Here is a 15,875-nt window from a genome sequence, read left to right on the forward strand (position 1 = left end):
TACATATTTTTAATAAACATATTTTATATTTGTGTCAGAAAATTAGTTTAATATTACGCTTATACAATATTTCTAACGCTTATGAAGTTTATTTGTATACTTGTAATCTATTTCTTTTATTTGAGGTAATCCTTTATGTTTTTTTATGAAAATAGAACACTCTATATTACTTAGCATGGTAGCATTCTTTTTAACATCATGTTTCACAGATTCCAAAGTTGATTATTTGGCTGATGGTTATTATTCAAATATTTACAAAGCTGATAGTCTTTACATTGAAAAAGAGTACGAGAAAAGTTATGAGATTTTCGAGAAGGTATTTTCTAAGTTTGATCCTATTGATATGGATGTTTACAATGAGGTCTCTACGTATGTCAAATTGAAGATAATTCTTGACAAGGATTTAAAATATAAAGAATACACAGATTTGATGTCTATATATGGCTATCCTGATATTTTTTTGAAAAAGGATTCTGTTCTAAAGATATATTATAAACGCGTTAAGGATAAATTAGACGAAGAAATCCCTGTTTTAAAAGAAGCATACACTTCATCTTTGAATATGGACTTACGGAATAAGATTTTAAGAATGAAAGTCGAAGATCAACGATTTCGAGGAAATGGTGGAGGTAATTGGGACAAGCAAAATAAAATTGACTCAATCAACACACAAGAACTCATAAATATTTTTGATACGTATGGTTTTCCATCAAAAAAAATGATAGGAAGTTCTCTGGTTGATGGTCAACACGCGAGTATAAGTACATTGTTGTTACATACAGACGATTCTATAAGAGAGCATTATTTTATTCCTAAAATATTAAGTTATGTTAGAGAGGGGAAAGCCAACCCTCGTCTTGTAGGATTCATGTACGATCAACTTCTACTGTATAATGGAGATGAGCAGTACTATGGCACTTACAACTCTTCCAAACCAATGACAGCCACACCAAAAGAAATTAATCAAAGGAGAGATTCAATCGGATTATCCAAGTTAGGATATGAAGATTGGAGAAACAACATATTGTATCCAGACTTTGACGAATACTAGTTGAGTTCAAAAAAGGTGCAGTACACTCGCTATACATTTAATTATGTATGGTTATCTATTAATTTAAAATTTTCAAAATATGAAAAAACTTCAAAAGCTTAAGAATAAGCTTAGTACGCAAAACCTTGTTACTGAAAATCAAATGTATTACATAACAGGGATGCAAAATCGTTACAAGTCTTATAGTGTCTGTATTGACTCTACCGATGGTGAGAACGGCTGTGATAATCAGCATACAAAAACTAAGGACTATGAGGACGGAACAACAACGACTACAGTTACAATTGTTGAGTTTGAGTGCTAATTAATGTCTAATTATTAAAAAAATATATAACATGAAAAAACTTCAAAAACTAAGCAAAAAGCTTAGCGAAACGAATGTATTAAATACAGGAGAAGCATTCTACATTACTGGTGGAGAAGAAAGAACAAGCTGGTGTTGGTCTAAAACCGATACTTGCCATGATGGTATTTCAGATGTTCATTTTACTCGTACCAAAGATGGTGTAGTCATTACTGATACTGTTACTGACTGCGATGAAACTTGTGGTCAAGGTCAATAAATAAATCTACGGGAGATAAATATGCTACTAATTATCACATCAGAACAAGATCATTCTTCTCTTTTAGTAATTGATTGGTTAAATCATATAGGTCTTCCGTGGATTCGTATAAATGAGAAAGATGCGATAGAATTGTCATTTATTGAAAATGATATAAAATTTCAATTGGAATCTTTCTCATTTTTACTTTCTGAAATCAAAGTAGTTTGGTATCGACGAGGTTTTTTAAACTTTAAATTTTTTATCTCAAAACTTTTTGATGTTGATGAGTTTAGAAGAATTGAACTAAAAAAACTAAAAGAATACATTTATTACAAGTTATCTCAATTACCAAATATTAACCGATTTGAAAATGCTGATGTTAACAAACTAATTGTAACTGAAAAAGCAAGTGAAGTAGGATTGTTAACTCCAAAGGAATACTTAGTAAGTAATAAAGAAATTCTTCAAAAAATACTAACAAGTACAAATACAGAGCATGCAACAAAATCAATTTCAGGTTATGGTACAATTTCTTCCGATACTGTTAACTATAAGATTCTAACCAAAAAGCTTGATGATGCTAATAGCACACCAGAAAACTTCTTTCCTAGTTTAGTTCAGGAATATATCGAAAAAAGATATGAATTACGTATTTTCTATATGCACGGAAAATTCTGGTCAATGGCAATATTTTCACAGAGTGATGATACTACGGAAGTCGACTTTAGAAACTACAATATAGTTAAACCCAATAGAAATATTCCTTTTAATGTTCCGCATCACATCAAACAAAAAATAATAAAACTTATGGAAAAACTTGATTTGAATTGTGGCTCAATAGATATGATTGTAACACCACAGCTTGAGTTTGTTTTTCTTGAAGTAAATCCCGTTGGACAGTTTGGAATGGTTTCATACCCTTGCAATTATTATTTACATCGAGAAGTTGCTCAACATTTACATACCCTATCACATGGAAGCTAAAAAAACAAAAGAAGAAATAGTTGAACATCTTGAAAGAACAAAAGGTATTCTACCTTTAATTCTACATGATGTGAATGTCACTGTAATTGAGAAAAATAACAAAGTAACGGGAAAACTCATTACTGTACCTAGTTACAAAACGTCTGGAATTTCAATTTCAAATTATTTGAAACACGTAACACGATTTCCACATGAATAAAAAGTATTTCAACCTTTTTGCTAACTGTTTTATAGTCAAAGGATACAATCGTAGTTTGATTTTTGACTCACAAAGAATGAAGACTGTTTTTGTTCCTAATGATATGTATGATATTGTTATTAAGGCAAAAAGTATAAGTATTCAACAAATTTATGAGGAATATGGAATTGATAATAAAGAAATCATTGATGAATATTTTGATTCATTAATTGAAAGTGAATTAGGTTTTTATATGTCAGAAAAAGAACGAGATTTTTTTCCAGAGATTAACACGGCATATCATTCTCCTTTTCAGATTACTAATAGTGTACTTGAAGAAATGAGAGACATGAAGCTATATAAAAAGGTAATTTCACAACTAGAAGCATTAGATTGTCAATACGTAGAACTTGTATTCTATAATAATACATCCAATGAGTTTTTGACAAATATTCTATCTCTTTTCAAATTGTCATCAATAAAATTTATAGGCTTGATTATTCCTTATGACAGCACAAAAACTCCTGAATTTATCAAAAAAATATGTTCACAAAACTTACGACTGAATAAAATATTAGTACATAATGTTCAAGTACAGGAAAAGCCTAAAAATATAACTTTAGGTCTTACAGAAATAATATATGTAAATAAAGAGTTTACCAACTTTTCATATTGTGGAAATATTAGTAAAAAATTCTTTTCTCCAAGTTTAGAGCATTATGTGGAATCTCAGAATCACAATACATGTCTGAATCAGAAAATTTCCATTGACTCTCAAGGAAATATTAAAAACTGTCCTGCAATACCCAATAATTTTGGAAACATCAAAGACGTAACACTAACAGAAGCCATCAATACACAAGGTTATAAGCAATTATGGAGCATATCCAAAGATCATATTGAAGTCTGTAAAGATTGTGAGTTTAGGCATATATGTACAGATTGTCGTGCATTTACGGAAAATCCCAAAGATAACTACTCAAAACCCTTAAAATGTGGGTACAATCCATACACAAATGAATGGTCGGAATGGTCAACGAATCCTTTAAAACAAAAGACTATAGAATATTACAATATAGAGACGAGTTAGGATTTTCTTACACTAATTATTATAATTAAAATCCTCAAACCGTAAAAATCAAAAGGTGAAACCGTAATTTCATTAATAGAGTCTTAAAGTTAATTATATAGCACTAACTTATTATTATATTATAAAACATTTACTTCCTTAATCAGAATGAACTTTCTGACAGGTTCTTTTTTAGATACATTTGATTTGAAGTATTAATCTTTAAATCAAAATATTATGAGAAAAGTAGCATTAGTTTGTTTGTTTTTGTTAGGGATGAATTTAACAAGTTGTGAACCAGAGAGTTTAGCAGATCAAGAATATGAGCAAATCCAAGCAACCGATAAAAACAACAACGGAACCATCGGCAATAGTAGCGGACAAGATCCAGACGAAGATTACAATTAGAAAATATTTCTTAATCATTGCCGTAGCTATTGGTGTGGTTGCGGCAATGTCACAACTATTTTTTGATGTAAATAGTGAAGCTGTCATCGAAAAACGAAAAGAGCAGCAATCAGCACGAAAAGACCGAGATTCCAAAAGAGTTTTGGGAATGAACATATTAAGCGATATTCAGGCTATGAACGTATTGCCAGATTCACTTAATAAAAAAGTAGCTAAATTAGTTTCAGAACATCAAAAAATAGAAAAGAAATCAGAAGTTTTATATGCTGAACTACTAAACTTAAAAGATGCCCAAAGAGTTAGAAATTTTCCTAATTATAATTCTTTTGCAGATGCTATAGGGAATCCAGTTTTAATACTAATCACAGGAATATTATTTATTATTTTCTACATTCTTAGAAATAGTATTGATTGGAAAAAGCTTTCAAAAGCTTTTATCTATTTAGGTTTAATGTATTTATTTGTTGCTTCTGTATATCTAATATGGGCGTTTTCAAATTCATTAGAGATTCACAAAGTGTATTATATAGTTGGCTTAATCTTTGCGAGTATTTTTGCAACTTTTGGATTAAATAAGCTTACGCGTTATCTATTCAATGTAGATTTTCTCGAAAAAGAAAAATATAAGAAAATCATTCGATTATTATTTAGACAACTATTATTCACAATTCCCAAGAAAGGTTATGTGAAAGAAGATAAAATGATTGAATTTACAGATTCAAATAATGAAGTCATTAATAAAGTAGCCAAAGAAATAGATTGATATGAGTGATGAAATACATAAAAATTTAGACAAGCTTCTTAATGACGAATTAATTGATAAAGACGTTAAAAAAGCACATCAAGATATTTCTGCTAAAGTAGAAAAGCAAAAAAGAAAGCTATCTCAAGAAATTAATAAAAGGAAAAGTTCCAACAACGATGAGTTTAGCAAATTACCAAAAGGTTTAATTATTCAACTGGGTAATTTTGAAATACAAACATGACCTAAAGTTAAGTATTTTTATTAGCCTTTACGATTACACCTAAATCTTTCAACTCTTGTAAGCGCTTCTCAATTCGTTTCTCTACTAAGTCATCCACAAACAGTCTAAAATATTCAGAATTATTCAAGTAAAAATCCTTATTCCTGACAATATTATCAATAATTAGTAAGCGAATCGTATCTGATTTTTCTAAATACATTTCCTGATTATCAATAAAATGTGTGGTTAGTTCATCAAGTTCAAATCGCACTCCTTGCTTTTCAATATAATAATCAGCTTCATCTTTCAAATACATATCTCCTGTACCATCATTAATCCATTGTCGCGAAACATTATATTCAGCACAAAGAAAATCCACCAAAATATCAATAGTAGCACGTCTAGGTTTTGTAGTCTCACCAATCATTATTTTTCTGGCAGCTACACTTGAAATATGATGATCAGTCCCTTTTTCAATTTTGTAGGACGTGATTTTTTGTTCTTTAATTATCTGAAGGATGCGATCAATCATATTTTTATAAAACTTATTTTATATTTATAATAAACTTTTTAGTTATTTTAATTAACTTTTACTATATTAGCTAAGCCTTTAAACCAAATATATTAAAAGCTACGTAAACCCTGTTATACATTAGGTTTATAACTAAGTTTATTTATCAAAATTCAACACAAATTGATAGAAATAGCCATTGATTTTATTTGAATTTTAAAGCAATATAATGACTGAATTTTTAATACTAATCACTGCGTCAATAAACGTTTTTTTGACGGTAATAGTTTTGATTTTCTTGTATAAATTTTTCAAAGTTTTTAGAAAACTTCGTGTACTGATAAATGATGAATATGATTTTAGTAAAAAAGGAAAAGACTTTTTTTCATAATAATTTTTTGGTTGATCTCTGATATGGAGGAAGAAATAACACGTCAAGAAAGTATCATTTTTTCAATTAAGCTACTACTAGAAGCACTTTCCCTTTTTAAAGTGCTAATATTCAAGACGTGTTATTTGTGAAGTTTTCATTGACTTCGCTGTTTAGGGCAAGACGATTGATAGATTCTATGCAGACAATCATCGTCTTGCTACTTTAACAAAAGTATGATAAATAATGATGAGTAAACAAAAATTAGAGCGCTTAAAATGGTTTATAGTTGGTTTTATATCAGCAATGATTGTAGAAGTTCTCTTTTTTATCGCTGTGTATTTTTTCTATTTAAAATAAACAGAATAATTTCCTAGAAACCCTAAATTATCGTAAAACTAGAATTATCTGTATGCTAAAAGCTTCAACTGTAATTGTTGGAGCTTTTTCAATTAAGTATTATTTAATAATTGTTGGGTAGTAAATTAATTTTTTTATAAATCATTAAATAATAAGCGGAATTTTTGAAATCAATTATCAACCTATCGCTAAGCGGTAAGTTAATTTTTTCTCATCATGTTCTATGAAAAAAGCAAATATAAATCTATATTTTTTCTAGCTGATTGCTCAGTGATTAGCAAATATTTTCAGCTTACTGCTAAGCAATGAGTTGAGCAAAAGAAAATATTATCCTTAAACGAATCACTTAATGATTAGTTGTTTTTTTATATCAGATTTTTAGCTTACTGCTAAATGATAAATTTGATTTTCCAACTAATCGCTAAGTGATGAGCAGATTTTTAATGATGGATTTTCAAATTTTCATGGAGTAAATAATTTGTTTCTTTTTCACTAGTCGCTAAACGATAAGTTCGATTTTTCAACTAATCGCTAAGTGATGAGCAGATTTTTAATGATGGATTTTCAAATTTTCAAGAAGTAAATAATTTGTTTCTTTTTCGCTAGTCGCTAAACGATAAGTTCGATTTTCCAACTAATCGCTAAGTGATGAGCAGATTATTAGAAGCAGATTTTCAAATTTTCATGAAGCAAATAATTTATTTCTTTTTCACTAGTTGCTAAACGATAAGTTCAATTTTCCAGCTAATCGCTAAGTCATGAGCGAATTTTTAGTTGTAGATTTTCAAATTCCATGAAGCAAACAATTTTTTTCTTTTCCACAAATTGCTAAACGATCAATTTATTTTTAGAAACCAATTGAGAAATCTTAATTTGAAATTCTGTAATAGTTTTTTGGTTTATAATAATTGACAAATAGCGATTTAAACTTTAAAGGAAATAATAGAATGGGATGTTGGCATTCCAGATGCCTGTCATAGATGGTTGGAAATTTTTAGATGAGTTTGTCAAAATTCCAAACAAGAAAAAAATAAAGCTATTTATAGTCTCCTGATCCATTTATTCCGAATATCCATATAGCCAAAGAACATGAACAGGTGAGCAGTTATATTGTAAAACCTATTTCAAGAGAATTACCTCGCTTAATCATTGTGAAAATTGCAAGCGAAAATTTAAAAAAACTTCACAAAAATTTTTCATCAAAATAATTAATTGCCTGTAATTTAGATTCTTGCAAAAAACAGGTGGAAAAAGTTGGAATCGTAAAATACTTGTTAAATCAACTTTTTTTTCATAATTAATTGAATAAAAGCCTATAAATACACTTCTTCTTATAAAGGAAAAATCTTTCTTTTCATTGATTCCTACAATTTATTCTTACTTTTTGTGTGTATTCCACAATTTTTTACAAATGTTTATTCAAAAGTATTTCAAAACTTTACTACTGTGATACTTTAGAGAGTATCTCCAATCATCGAATTGAAATAGTAACTAATTAAGAAAGGCTTTTTTATTAACCAAAGCGATACCGATTTGTTCTCAATTGTCGCACTTTAAAAATATAAATATTTAAAAATTAGAACATTATGATTTTTAATTGTCCGAGTGACAAAAGCTGACAAATGATATTTGACCACTATTTCAAAACTTTGTTTTCGTGATGTTTTAGAGAGCATCAGCGATGAGTGATTAGCACAGTAATTCAATATTTAGATAATACATGAATTACTTCCTATTCCCAAAAAGAATTTAATAACGCAATTAAAATTTAAAAACAAAGGAGAAAACTATATGGCAAAACGAAAGCACATGCCTAACAACAAACACAAAGGACTCTTTATTTACTGTCATGTCTGTAAAAAGCATTTCTCATGGACTAGAAAAACAGTTTTACGAAACACCAAAAAAGTAAAGGAAGAACCTACTTGTGGAGAATCGGGCAAAAATTATTCTACCTGCAAACATTTTGAAAAGCATCGTTACAAATCTCGATTGCACGTTCCAGGAAGTGAAGGACGTAAAGCGAGTAAAACACACGATGCTACTAATTATGTCGATGCAGTAATTCAAGCAATTGATTTTGAAAAAGAATTCAAAGCCGAATTACAGGGATGGGGGCAACCGATTGAAATCAGAAATAGGCAATATTTATTTGATATACAATTACGGTACATTGATTTTTTAGATAATATAGATGTTCCTGAACATCAAAAAAACACGCTGTCTGAACAGCGTAAAAATGAAATTGTAAACTGTTTAAAAATATTTAATCAGGCATTAGCAAAATACAATATCAATAAAAAGCTATTTATTATTAATCGTCTTAACGATGCACACGTAGGTTTATTCCATGATTACTTATTAGTTGATAAGAATTACAAGGGAAACACCTACAACGGTAAAATGAGCGTTTTAAAAACGTTTGTAAGCTGGGCAATTGATCGGTATAATATAAACATGAAAAACCCTTTTGAAAAGGTTAGAATGATTCCTGTCATGGTCAAACGTGATACGATTACAAAAGAAGAATTTAAAAACCTATTAAAAATCATAAAACCCGAAAATGGAATAGAAATTCAAGGAAAGTACAAACGAAACAGATACAAGCTGTATTTAAAAGATGCTTTAGAACTAGCGTTGCATACAGGCGGAAGACGTGAAGAAGTAGTAGGACTCAAATGGAATATGATTCGCGAAAAGAATGGCGAACCAGTCTACATAGAAGTTCCCAATCTCAAAGTAAAGAGAAAAAAAGGAGAATACTTCAATCAGAACGTTCCACCAAAGATAGTTCCTGTAACAAAAAGTCTAAAGAATATCTTATATCGCTTAGGATATGATATGAACAAAGGAAAGGATAGATATCTATTAAATCCAGACAAAAGAACGGCATCGTCCACCAAATCAATGAATGACGCTTTATCATTAGGATTTTCACATTTCTACAAGCAATTAAACACAGGTAGAGAATTACAGTTTAAATGCCTTAGAAAAACATACTTGACCTATCTATCATCTACTTTGAAAGGAGATGCAAAACGTCTATCTTCGCACGCAACAGATACAGTCTTAAAAAAGCACTATATTGACGAGCGAATCGTAGACAAAGCTATCAAAGAATTAGATATATTTGAAGATTAAAAAACTAGAAAACGGTACTCTTTGGCGGTACTCTCATAAAAATCAAGAAAATACGATTTTAAGAAAATAAGTGTAAGTCCCTATAAATAGGGAGTTTGAAAATAAATTTACCGAAAATCAATAAACTAACTAGCAGTTAGCAACCAGCAACCAGCAACCAGCAACCAACTATTTCTTCTCCAAAGTAATCAAAAAATGATCGGCGTATTTTGCTAGGGAAGAAGCGGTTAATAACGTGTCCAATCCTTTGAAAATATTCAAGATTGGAAATTTTGCCACAAACGAACTTTCTAAATATGATGGCGGAATGGTTACTCCAATAGGTTTTACTTTTGTTGTGTTGAAAAATTTGTTCGCTGCCGCAGAAACGTCTTGCGGATTGTAATACCAAGTTGCTACACCAACACCATCTACATTGGCGACAACACTTTCTGTCGTATTTCTTCGATTGGCTTTTGCTTTGTCACCTTTTAACGTAAAATAGAAACGTTCCCACAAACAGTTTTTTGGCATTAATACAATGGTCATTTTTCCGTTAGGAAGCAACAAATCAGAAGCATTTTGAAAGAACTTTTCTAGTTGTTCTGTTGATAAACAATTGATGCCGCCAAAATCTGAAAATATATAGTCAAACTTCTTATTGAACGTATCTTTCGTAAGCTTGTTAATATCTTGCACTTTAAATTGAAGATTTTCAGGATGCGATTTTGCGTTGGCAACTTCAATCATTCCTTCGGAAATATCTGTTGCAATCACATCGTGACCTTGTTTTGCAAATTCGATGGCATCTGCGCCAGTTCCGCAATTTAACTCTAAAATAGAAAGTTTTTTTCCTTGTTTTATGATTGGATTTATATACTTAAAAACGAATTTTCGTTGCGCTTTTCCAATGTTAGAATACGTAAAAATATCATCGTATTGTGGCGCGGCTACATCAAAATCACTATGCATTAGTATTCTCCATATTTTTAAGTTGCATTTTATCTAAAAAAGCCGCAGGAACATAATAACCCAATAAAATCATGGAACGCAATTCTGCTTTTGAAATTGAAAACGGACTTTTAAAGAATTTTTTAAAATTCTGAGTCGCTTGACTTTTTCGAAATTCCTTATGAACGTAACGTTGTAATTTTCTGTAGAATTGTGTGTTGTACGTTCCTTTAAACATCATTGCCAAATCGTCAGAATCTGTCCAATTTGCTTTCAATTTCAAATCATCTTTTACTTTGTCATAAAATTTCGTCCCCGGGAGCGGATAGGATACCGAAACACCAATATTATCAGGAACTAATTCCTTAATCATATCAATTGTTTTTTGAATATCTTCTTTGGTTTCTTCCAAATAACCAAACTGAATAAAGAACGCCACACGTACGTTTTTTTCTTTCAATAAACGTGTTGCTTCATAAATTTGTTCTACTTTGGTTTCTTTATCCATCGCGTCCAAAATAGCTTGCGAGCCACTTTCTGCACCAACCCAAACTTCTTCCAATCCGCTTTCCGCTAGTGCTTCAATCGTGTCTTCTTTTAATAATAAATCAACACGACTTTGTATGTAATACGAAATAGTAAGGTTTTCTTTTTTGAGTTCTTTATTAAAATTTTGAACCCAATTCGGTTTTAAGCCAAAAATATCATCACACATCCAAAAACGATGTACACCATAGGTTTCGCTTAAATATTTAATGTGTTTTGTAATGTATGCTGGAGAATGCGAGTTGTAACGATTTCCATAAATTGGTTTGGCGCACCAATTGCATTTAAACGGACAACCACGTGTGGTTGCCATATTCAGCGTGAATTCGTTGCCGCCAGCTTCCCAAATTTTTCGGTATGGTTCAATGTCAATCAAATCCCACGCAGGCATTGGCAATTCGTCTAAATTGCGTAATACAGGATGTTTTGGGTTTTTGACAAACTCACCATCTTTTTCAAAAACGAGTCCTTTTATTTGTGAAGTATCTTCATTATTGGATAATGCATCTACGAGTTCTTTCAACGAAATTTCGCCTTCACCTTGAATGACAAAATCTGCGCCTGCCGCCAAATATTTTTCATAATGATCGGTAGAATCTGAACTACAAACAATTACTTGACAGTCTAGGTTTTTGGCAATTTTAATCATTTCAAAAGCAGCTTCACGCATGGTAGTTAGGCACATTTTTGTCAAATAATTAAAACCGTCGTCATATAACACAAATATGGAAGGTTTTTGCGTTTCTAAATATGGTTGAATGGTTTTTGGATCGTCCAATAAATTCGCATCAAACACACCAACTTTATAACCGTTTTCACGTAAATAAGAAGCAGCATACAGTGTTCCTAATGGCGGATAAGGTGTTTGATTTTTCCATTGTTTGGCATCAAACTTATAATAATACGAATGTGAAAAAACAACATCAAGCATTTGTTTCTGGATATTTCAAATTGTACTGCGCTACAACTTCACTGTAACGTTCGCCAAGTCGTTTTATAACTTTATTTTGGTAGTTTTGCGGATGATGTTTAGAAACATGTCTGGTAGATTTCATCGCAATATCAAAATCTTCTTTTGCCAAATGTGTAAACTTTCTACGCCACTTTTTTATCGTTAGCTTTTGTAAAAAATGATCTAACTTTAATCCCAATGAACCATTGCATAATTTTTGAATCAACTTCGATAGACCACTTTTTTCTGTTTCTCTGATGGTACTTAACTTATGAGAAGGTTTGTTAGGGAAATACGGATGCGCCCATGGGTTTGATTCCAAAAATGCTTTAAAAGTATCTTTACCGTACAACGGAATTAAGGTGGCAATTTCTGTTGCCGTAAAAAGATTTTGTTCTGAAATCTCCAATTGATCTGTGCTAATAAAGTAATTGACACAAAAATATTTTTTAGAATTCAGCAGAAATATCTTTTTGTACAACACAAGTAGCGTTCTTGCAACCCACAAACGATTGGGTTTGGTAATGATAAAAAAGTCAAAATCACCATCGTCATCATAAAAACCTTTAGAAAGTGCGCCAGACAAACAAACACCTTCTACATACGGAAACTTGGCTATTTTTTTAGAGACTTTTACTGCTTTTGGCATAATGTTTCTCGCCATTTCATTTCCTTTCAATCTGCGCTCTATACGATCAGGATCATTGACATCAATATAAAAACCATCAAAATTAAAAATGACACCTTTGTCGAGTAGCATATCAATTTCGCTATTAATCACCTTCTGATCTGTTGTATCAGTGAATTGAAAAATTTCAGTTCTCGTCAACGGATATTTAAAAAGGGAAAAATATAATATGGTTTTTAAGGCACTCACGTAGTTTTGGTGTTTAGCTTCAAAAATACTTAAAATAATACTTTTGAAGGTATGTATTTTCAATAAAAAATGGCGTATTTTCTATTTATCTTACTTCTTAATAAATGTTAATTTTGATATAAATGTAAACATGATTTTACTAGGTTTCTTACATTTATAACAATCAATCAATCAAAAAACGACTAATGAAATCAATCTTATGGCCAATTATTGGTCTTTTGTGTATTCCCATTGTGGGGTTTTCACAAGAATCTTCAACAACTATTCCTAAGAGAATTTACACCACAAACTTAGTAAAAGGCGAATCTCCTAAAATTGATGGTATTCTCGATGATGCCAGTTGGGATTCTGTTATGTGGGCGAGCGACTTTATAGAAAATCGTCCTGATGAAAATACACCACCAAGCGAACAAACGCAGTTTAAAATTATGTACGATGCCAAGTTTTTATATGTGGCAATTCGTGCCTTTGACAAAGATCCTGATAAAATTGTACGACGTTTATCGCGCCGTGATGGTTTTGATGGCGATTGGGTCGAAATTAATATTGATAGTTATCACGATAAACGAACTGGTTTTTCATTCACAGTAACTGCTGCTGGTGTAAAAGGAGACGAATTTATCTCGAGTAATGGTAACAATTGGGATGGAAGCTGGAATCCAATTTGGTATACTAAAACAAATGTAGATAGTGAAGGTTGGACAGCCGAAATGAAAATTCCGTTCAGTCAATTACGCTTTGGAAAAAGTGCCGAACAAATTTGGGGATTGCAAGTACAACGTCGTTTTTTTAGAAAAGAAGAACGATCTACATGGCAACGAATTCCACTAGATGCGCCAGGTTGGGTAAGTGAATTTGGAGAATTACACGGATTAAAAAATATAGAACCGCAACGACAATTGGAAATTCAACCGTATGTGGTCACACAATATGATACGTATCCTGAAGAAAACGGAAATCCGTTTCGCGATGGTGACGATTTTACTCTAAATGGCGGAATTGATGGGAAAATTGGAGTCACAAACGACTTAACTTTAGATTTTACCATCAATCCAGATTTTGGACAAGTTGAAGCTGATCCTGCGGCAATTGCGTTGGATGGTTTTCAGATTTTCTTCCGAGAACAACGACCGTTTTTTGTGGAAAATAAGAATATTTTCGATTACGAATTTGCCAACGGACAAGACAATGTGTTCTATTCGCGCCGTATTGGAAGAAATCCGCAAGGTTTTCCAAACTTAGCTTCGGGCGAATTTGTAGATCAGCCACAAAATTCTACCATTTTAGGTGCCGCAAAGTTTAGTGGAAAAACCAAAAATGGTTGGTCAATTGGTGTGTTGGAAAGTGTGACAGGAAAAGAATTTGCTGAAATTGATGCCAATGGAGCGCGTCGAAAAGAATTGGTAGAACCGTTGACGAATTATTTTGTGGGTCGTTTGCAAAAAGATTTCAACGAACGAAATACGTTTATTGGCGGAATTTTTACAGCTACCAATCGCCGTTTGGAAGACAACTTAAATTTCTTGCATCGCGCTGCGTATACTGGCGGATTGGACTTTAGACACAATTGGAAAGACAGAACGTATTATGTGGAGGGAAATATCGTGGCAAGTCATATAGAAGGAAGCAAAGAAGCGATTACAGCTACACAAAATTCGTTAACACATTTGTTTCAACGTGTAGATGCAGGACATGTAAATGTTGATCCGAATAGAACGTCGCTGACAGGAACTGGAGGACGAATGGAGTTTGGAAAAGCTGGAAGCGGAACGTGGCGTTATGATGCAGGAATGATTTGGCGTTCGCCAGAATTGGAATTGAATGATATTGGATTTCTGCGTCAGGCGGATGAAGTTCGTCAGTATGCCAATATACGGTATCAAACGACAAAATCAGTTGGAAACTTTAGACGAATCTCAGGTCGATTTTCACAATTTTCAACGTATGATTTTGAAGGAAACTTTAATCGCATTCAATATGAAATCAACGGAAATTTACGCTTTCTAAACAATTGGTGGATTGATTTTGGTGCCGCGCACAAACCTCGAATTTTTATCAATACCTTTTTACGTGGCGGACCGCGTTGGCGTTATTCGCAAGAAAATTTTGGCTATGCTTTTTTTGGAACAGACGAACGTAAAAAACTCCGTACAAGTTGGGGAATGGTGTATTCAAAAGCAAAACAAGACAACTTTACATTTATTGAAGTTAGTGGCGATGTAACGTATCAACCAACGGATGCGATGCGAATTTCTATCAGTCCGCAATACAATTACAATCCGAATAAAACGCAGTATGTTACGCAGGCAGATAACAACGGAACTACGCGTTATATTTTGGGAGATATTGACAATCAGACGTTAAGTGCGTCCATTCGTTTCAATTATACGATCAATCCAAATTTGTCGATTCAGTATTACGGGCAACCTTTTGTGTCTATCGGACGTTATAAAGATTTTAAATATGTGACCAATTCGATTGCAGACGATTTAAATGATCGTTTTTATCAATACCAACCTAATGAAATTTCCTATGATGCTGCTTCAGATTCATACATGATTGAAGAAAATGCAGATGGAAATGTAAACTATTCTATTGGAAATCCTGATTTTGCTTTTGTGCAATTTCGTTCAAATTTAGTCTTGCGTTGGGAATACATTCCTGGTTCAGAATTATTCTTAGTTTGGTCGCAAGGAACGACAGGTTTTGGAAACACGAGAGATCATTTATTACGAAGTTTAGACAATCAGATATTAGGGCAACAACCTGAAAATATCTTCTTGATGAAGTTTACGTATCGCTTTGTACTTTGATGTTTATTGGTTTATGAGGTTATAAGTTTACTCGTTATGCTCATTGTTTATGAGTTTATAAGTTTACTCGTTTTCGCTCGGTGTTTATGGTTCTATGATTTACTTTGTCATTTAACATCATGTGTCACTACTTACTTATTATGATGATAGAAATCTACTGTCTTACTGTTAAGTA

The 15,875-nt window shown here is 31.8% G+C and carries 15 protein-coding genes; 11 read left to right on the forward strand and 4 right to left on the reverse strand.

The features are described from left to right. Window positions 1–145: 145 nt before the first annotated feature. The 9 genes from KAOT1_RS18540 to KAOT1_RS18575 all read left to right on the forward strand — a co-directional run bounded on the left by KAOT1_RS18540 (window position 146) and on the right by KAOT1_RS18575 (window position 5,221). A complete protein-coding gene (locus KAOT1_RS18540) occupies window positions 146–1,051 on the forward strand; it encodes a hypothetical protein (RefSeq protein ID WP_040559704.1) in 906 nt (301 codons plus the stop codon). 79 nt (window positions 1,052–1,130) lie between these two features. Then, complete coding sequence (locus KAOT1_RS18545; RefSeq protein WP_007096430.1) at window positions 1,131–1,355, forward strand: grasp-with-spasm system A modified peptide; 225 nt, start codon at window positions 1,131–1,133, stop codon at window positions 1,353–1,355. A 31-nt stretch (window positions 1,356–1,386) separates the two neighbouring features. After that, complete coding sequence (locus tag KAOT1_RS18550) at window positions 1,387–1,614, forward strand: grasp-with-spasm system A modified peptide (protein WP_007096431.1); 228 nt, start codon at window positions 1,387–1,389, stop codon at window positions 1,612–1,614. A gap of 21 nt (window positions 1,615–1,635) precedes the next feature. After that, on the forward strand, window positions 1,636–2,580 hold the full coding sequence (gene gwsG, locus KAOT1_RS18555; protein WP_007096432.1) for a grasp-with-spasm system ATP-grasp peptide maturase: 945 nt from the start codon (window positions 1,636–1,638) through the stop codon (window positions 2,578–2,580). Further along, a complete protein-coding gene (locus KAOT1_RS18560) occupies window positions 2,570–2,779 on the forward strand; it encodes a hypothetical protein (protein ID WP_007096433.1) in 210 nt (69 codons plus the stop codon). Before gwsG ends, KAOT1_RS18560 begins: the two co-directional genes overlap by 11 nt. Next, window positions 2,772–3,848, forward strand: coding sequence for a grasp-with-spasm system SPASM domain peptide maturase (gwsS, locus tag KAOT1_RS18565; RefSeq protein WP_007096434.1), 1,077 nt, complete (start codon window positions 2,772–2,774; stop codon window positions 3,846–3,848). The genes KAOT1_RS18560 and gwsS overlap by 8 nt, the downstream gene beginning before the upstream one ends. A gap of 216 nt (window positions 3,849–4,064) precedes the next feature. Next, a complete protein-coding gene (locus tag KAOT1_RS23370) occupies window positions 4,065–4,235 on the forward strand; it encodes a hypothetical protein (protein ID WP_007096435.1) in 171 nt (56 codons plus the stop codon). Between the two features lie 46 nt (window positions 4,236–4,281). Beyond that, window positions 4,282–4,998 (forward strand): hypothetical protein, encoded by a 717-nt coding sequence (locus KAOT1_RS18570; protein ID WP_040559705.1) that lies wholly within the window; start codon window positions 4,282–4,284, stop codon window positions 4,996–4,998. Window position 4,999: 1 nt separating this feature from the next. Further along, entirely contained in the window at window positions 5,000–5,221 is a 222-nt protein-coding gene (locus KAOT1_RS18575; RefSeq protein WP_007096437.1) for a hypothetical protein, read from the forward strand. A gap of 7 nt (window positions 5,222–5,228) precedes the next feature. On the opposite strand, the gene KAOT1_RS18580 is transcribed toward KAOT1_RS18575, so the two are convergent. After that, window positions 5,229–5,732 carry a hypothetical protein gene (locus tag KAOT1_RS18580; RefSeq protein WP_007096438.1) on the reverse strand — a complete coding sequence of 168 codons (504 nt, stop codon included), beginning with the start codon at window positions 5,730–5,732 and terminating at the stop codon, window positions 5,229–5,231. A 2,500-nt stretch (window positions 5,733–8,232) separates the two neighbouring features. Between KAOT1_RS18580 and KAOT1_RS18585 the strand changes: the two genes are divergently transcribed. After that, on the forward strand, window positions 8,233–9,582 hold the full coding sequence (locus KAOT1_RS18585) for a tyrosine-type recombinase/integrase (RefSeq protein WP_007096439.1): 1,350 nt from the start codon (window positions 8,233–8,235) through the stop codon (window positions 9,580–9,582). Between the two features lie 168 nt (window positions 9,583–9,750). Here the strand turns inward: KAOT1_RS18585 and KAOT1_RS18590 are convergent, their stop codons facing one another. Genes KAOT1_RS18590 through KAOT1_RS18600 form a run of 3 tightly spaced genes read right to left on the reverse strand, consistent with a single transcriptional unit; the run spans window position 9,751 to window position 12,887 of the window. Next, window positions 9,751–10,533 carry a class I SAM-dependent methyltransferase gene (locus KAOT1_RS18590; protein WP_007096440.1) on the reverse strand — a complete coding sequence of 261 codons (783 nt, stop codon included), beginning with the start codon at window positions 10,531–10,533 and terminating at the stop codon, window positions 9,751–9,753. Then, window positions 10,526–11,989 carry a B12-binding domain-containing radical SAM protein gene (locus tag KAOT1_RS18595; RefSeq protein WP_007096441.1) on the reverse strand — a complete coding sequence of 488 codons (1,464 nt, stop codon included), beginning with the start codon at window positions 11,987–11,989 and terminating at the stop codon, window positions 10,526–10,528. The genes KAOT1_RS18590 and KAOT1_RS18595 overlap by 8 nt, the downstream gene beginning before the upstream one ends. Next, window positions 11,982–12,887 carry a nucleotidyltransferase domain-containing protein gene (locus KAOT1_RS18600; RefSeq protein WP_157560196.1) on the reverse strand — a complete coding sequence of 302 codons (906 nt, stop codon included), beginning with the start codon at window positions 12,885–12,887 and terminating at the stop codon, window positions 11,982–11,984. The genes KAOT1_RS18595 and KAOT1_RS18600 overlap by 8 nt, the downstream gene beginning before the upstream one ends. A gap of 185 nt (window positions 12,888–13,072) precedes the next feature. Between KAOT1_RS18600 and KAOT1_RS18605 the strand changes: the two genes are divergently transcribed. Continuing rightward, window positions 13,073–15,700: a DUF5916 domain-containing protein gene (locus KAOT1_RS18605; protein WP_007096443.1), complete on the forward strand. Its 2,628-nt coding sequence runs from the start codon at window positions 13,073–13,075 to the stop codon at window positions 15,698–15,700. Window positions 15,701–15,875 lie beyond the last annotated feature (175 nt).

It is taken from the genome of Kordia algicida OT-1, assembly GCF_000154725.1.
GTDB classification, from domain to species: Bacteria; Bacteroidota; Bacteroidia; order Flavobacteriales; family Flavobacteriaceae; genus Kordia; species Kordia algicida.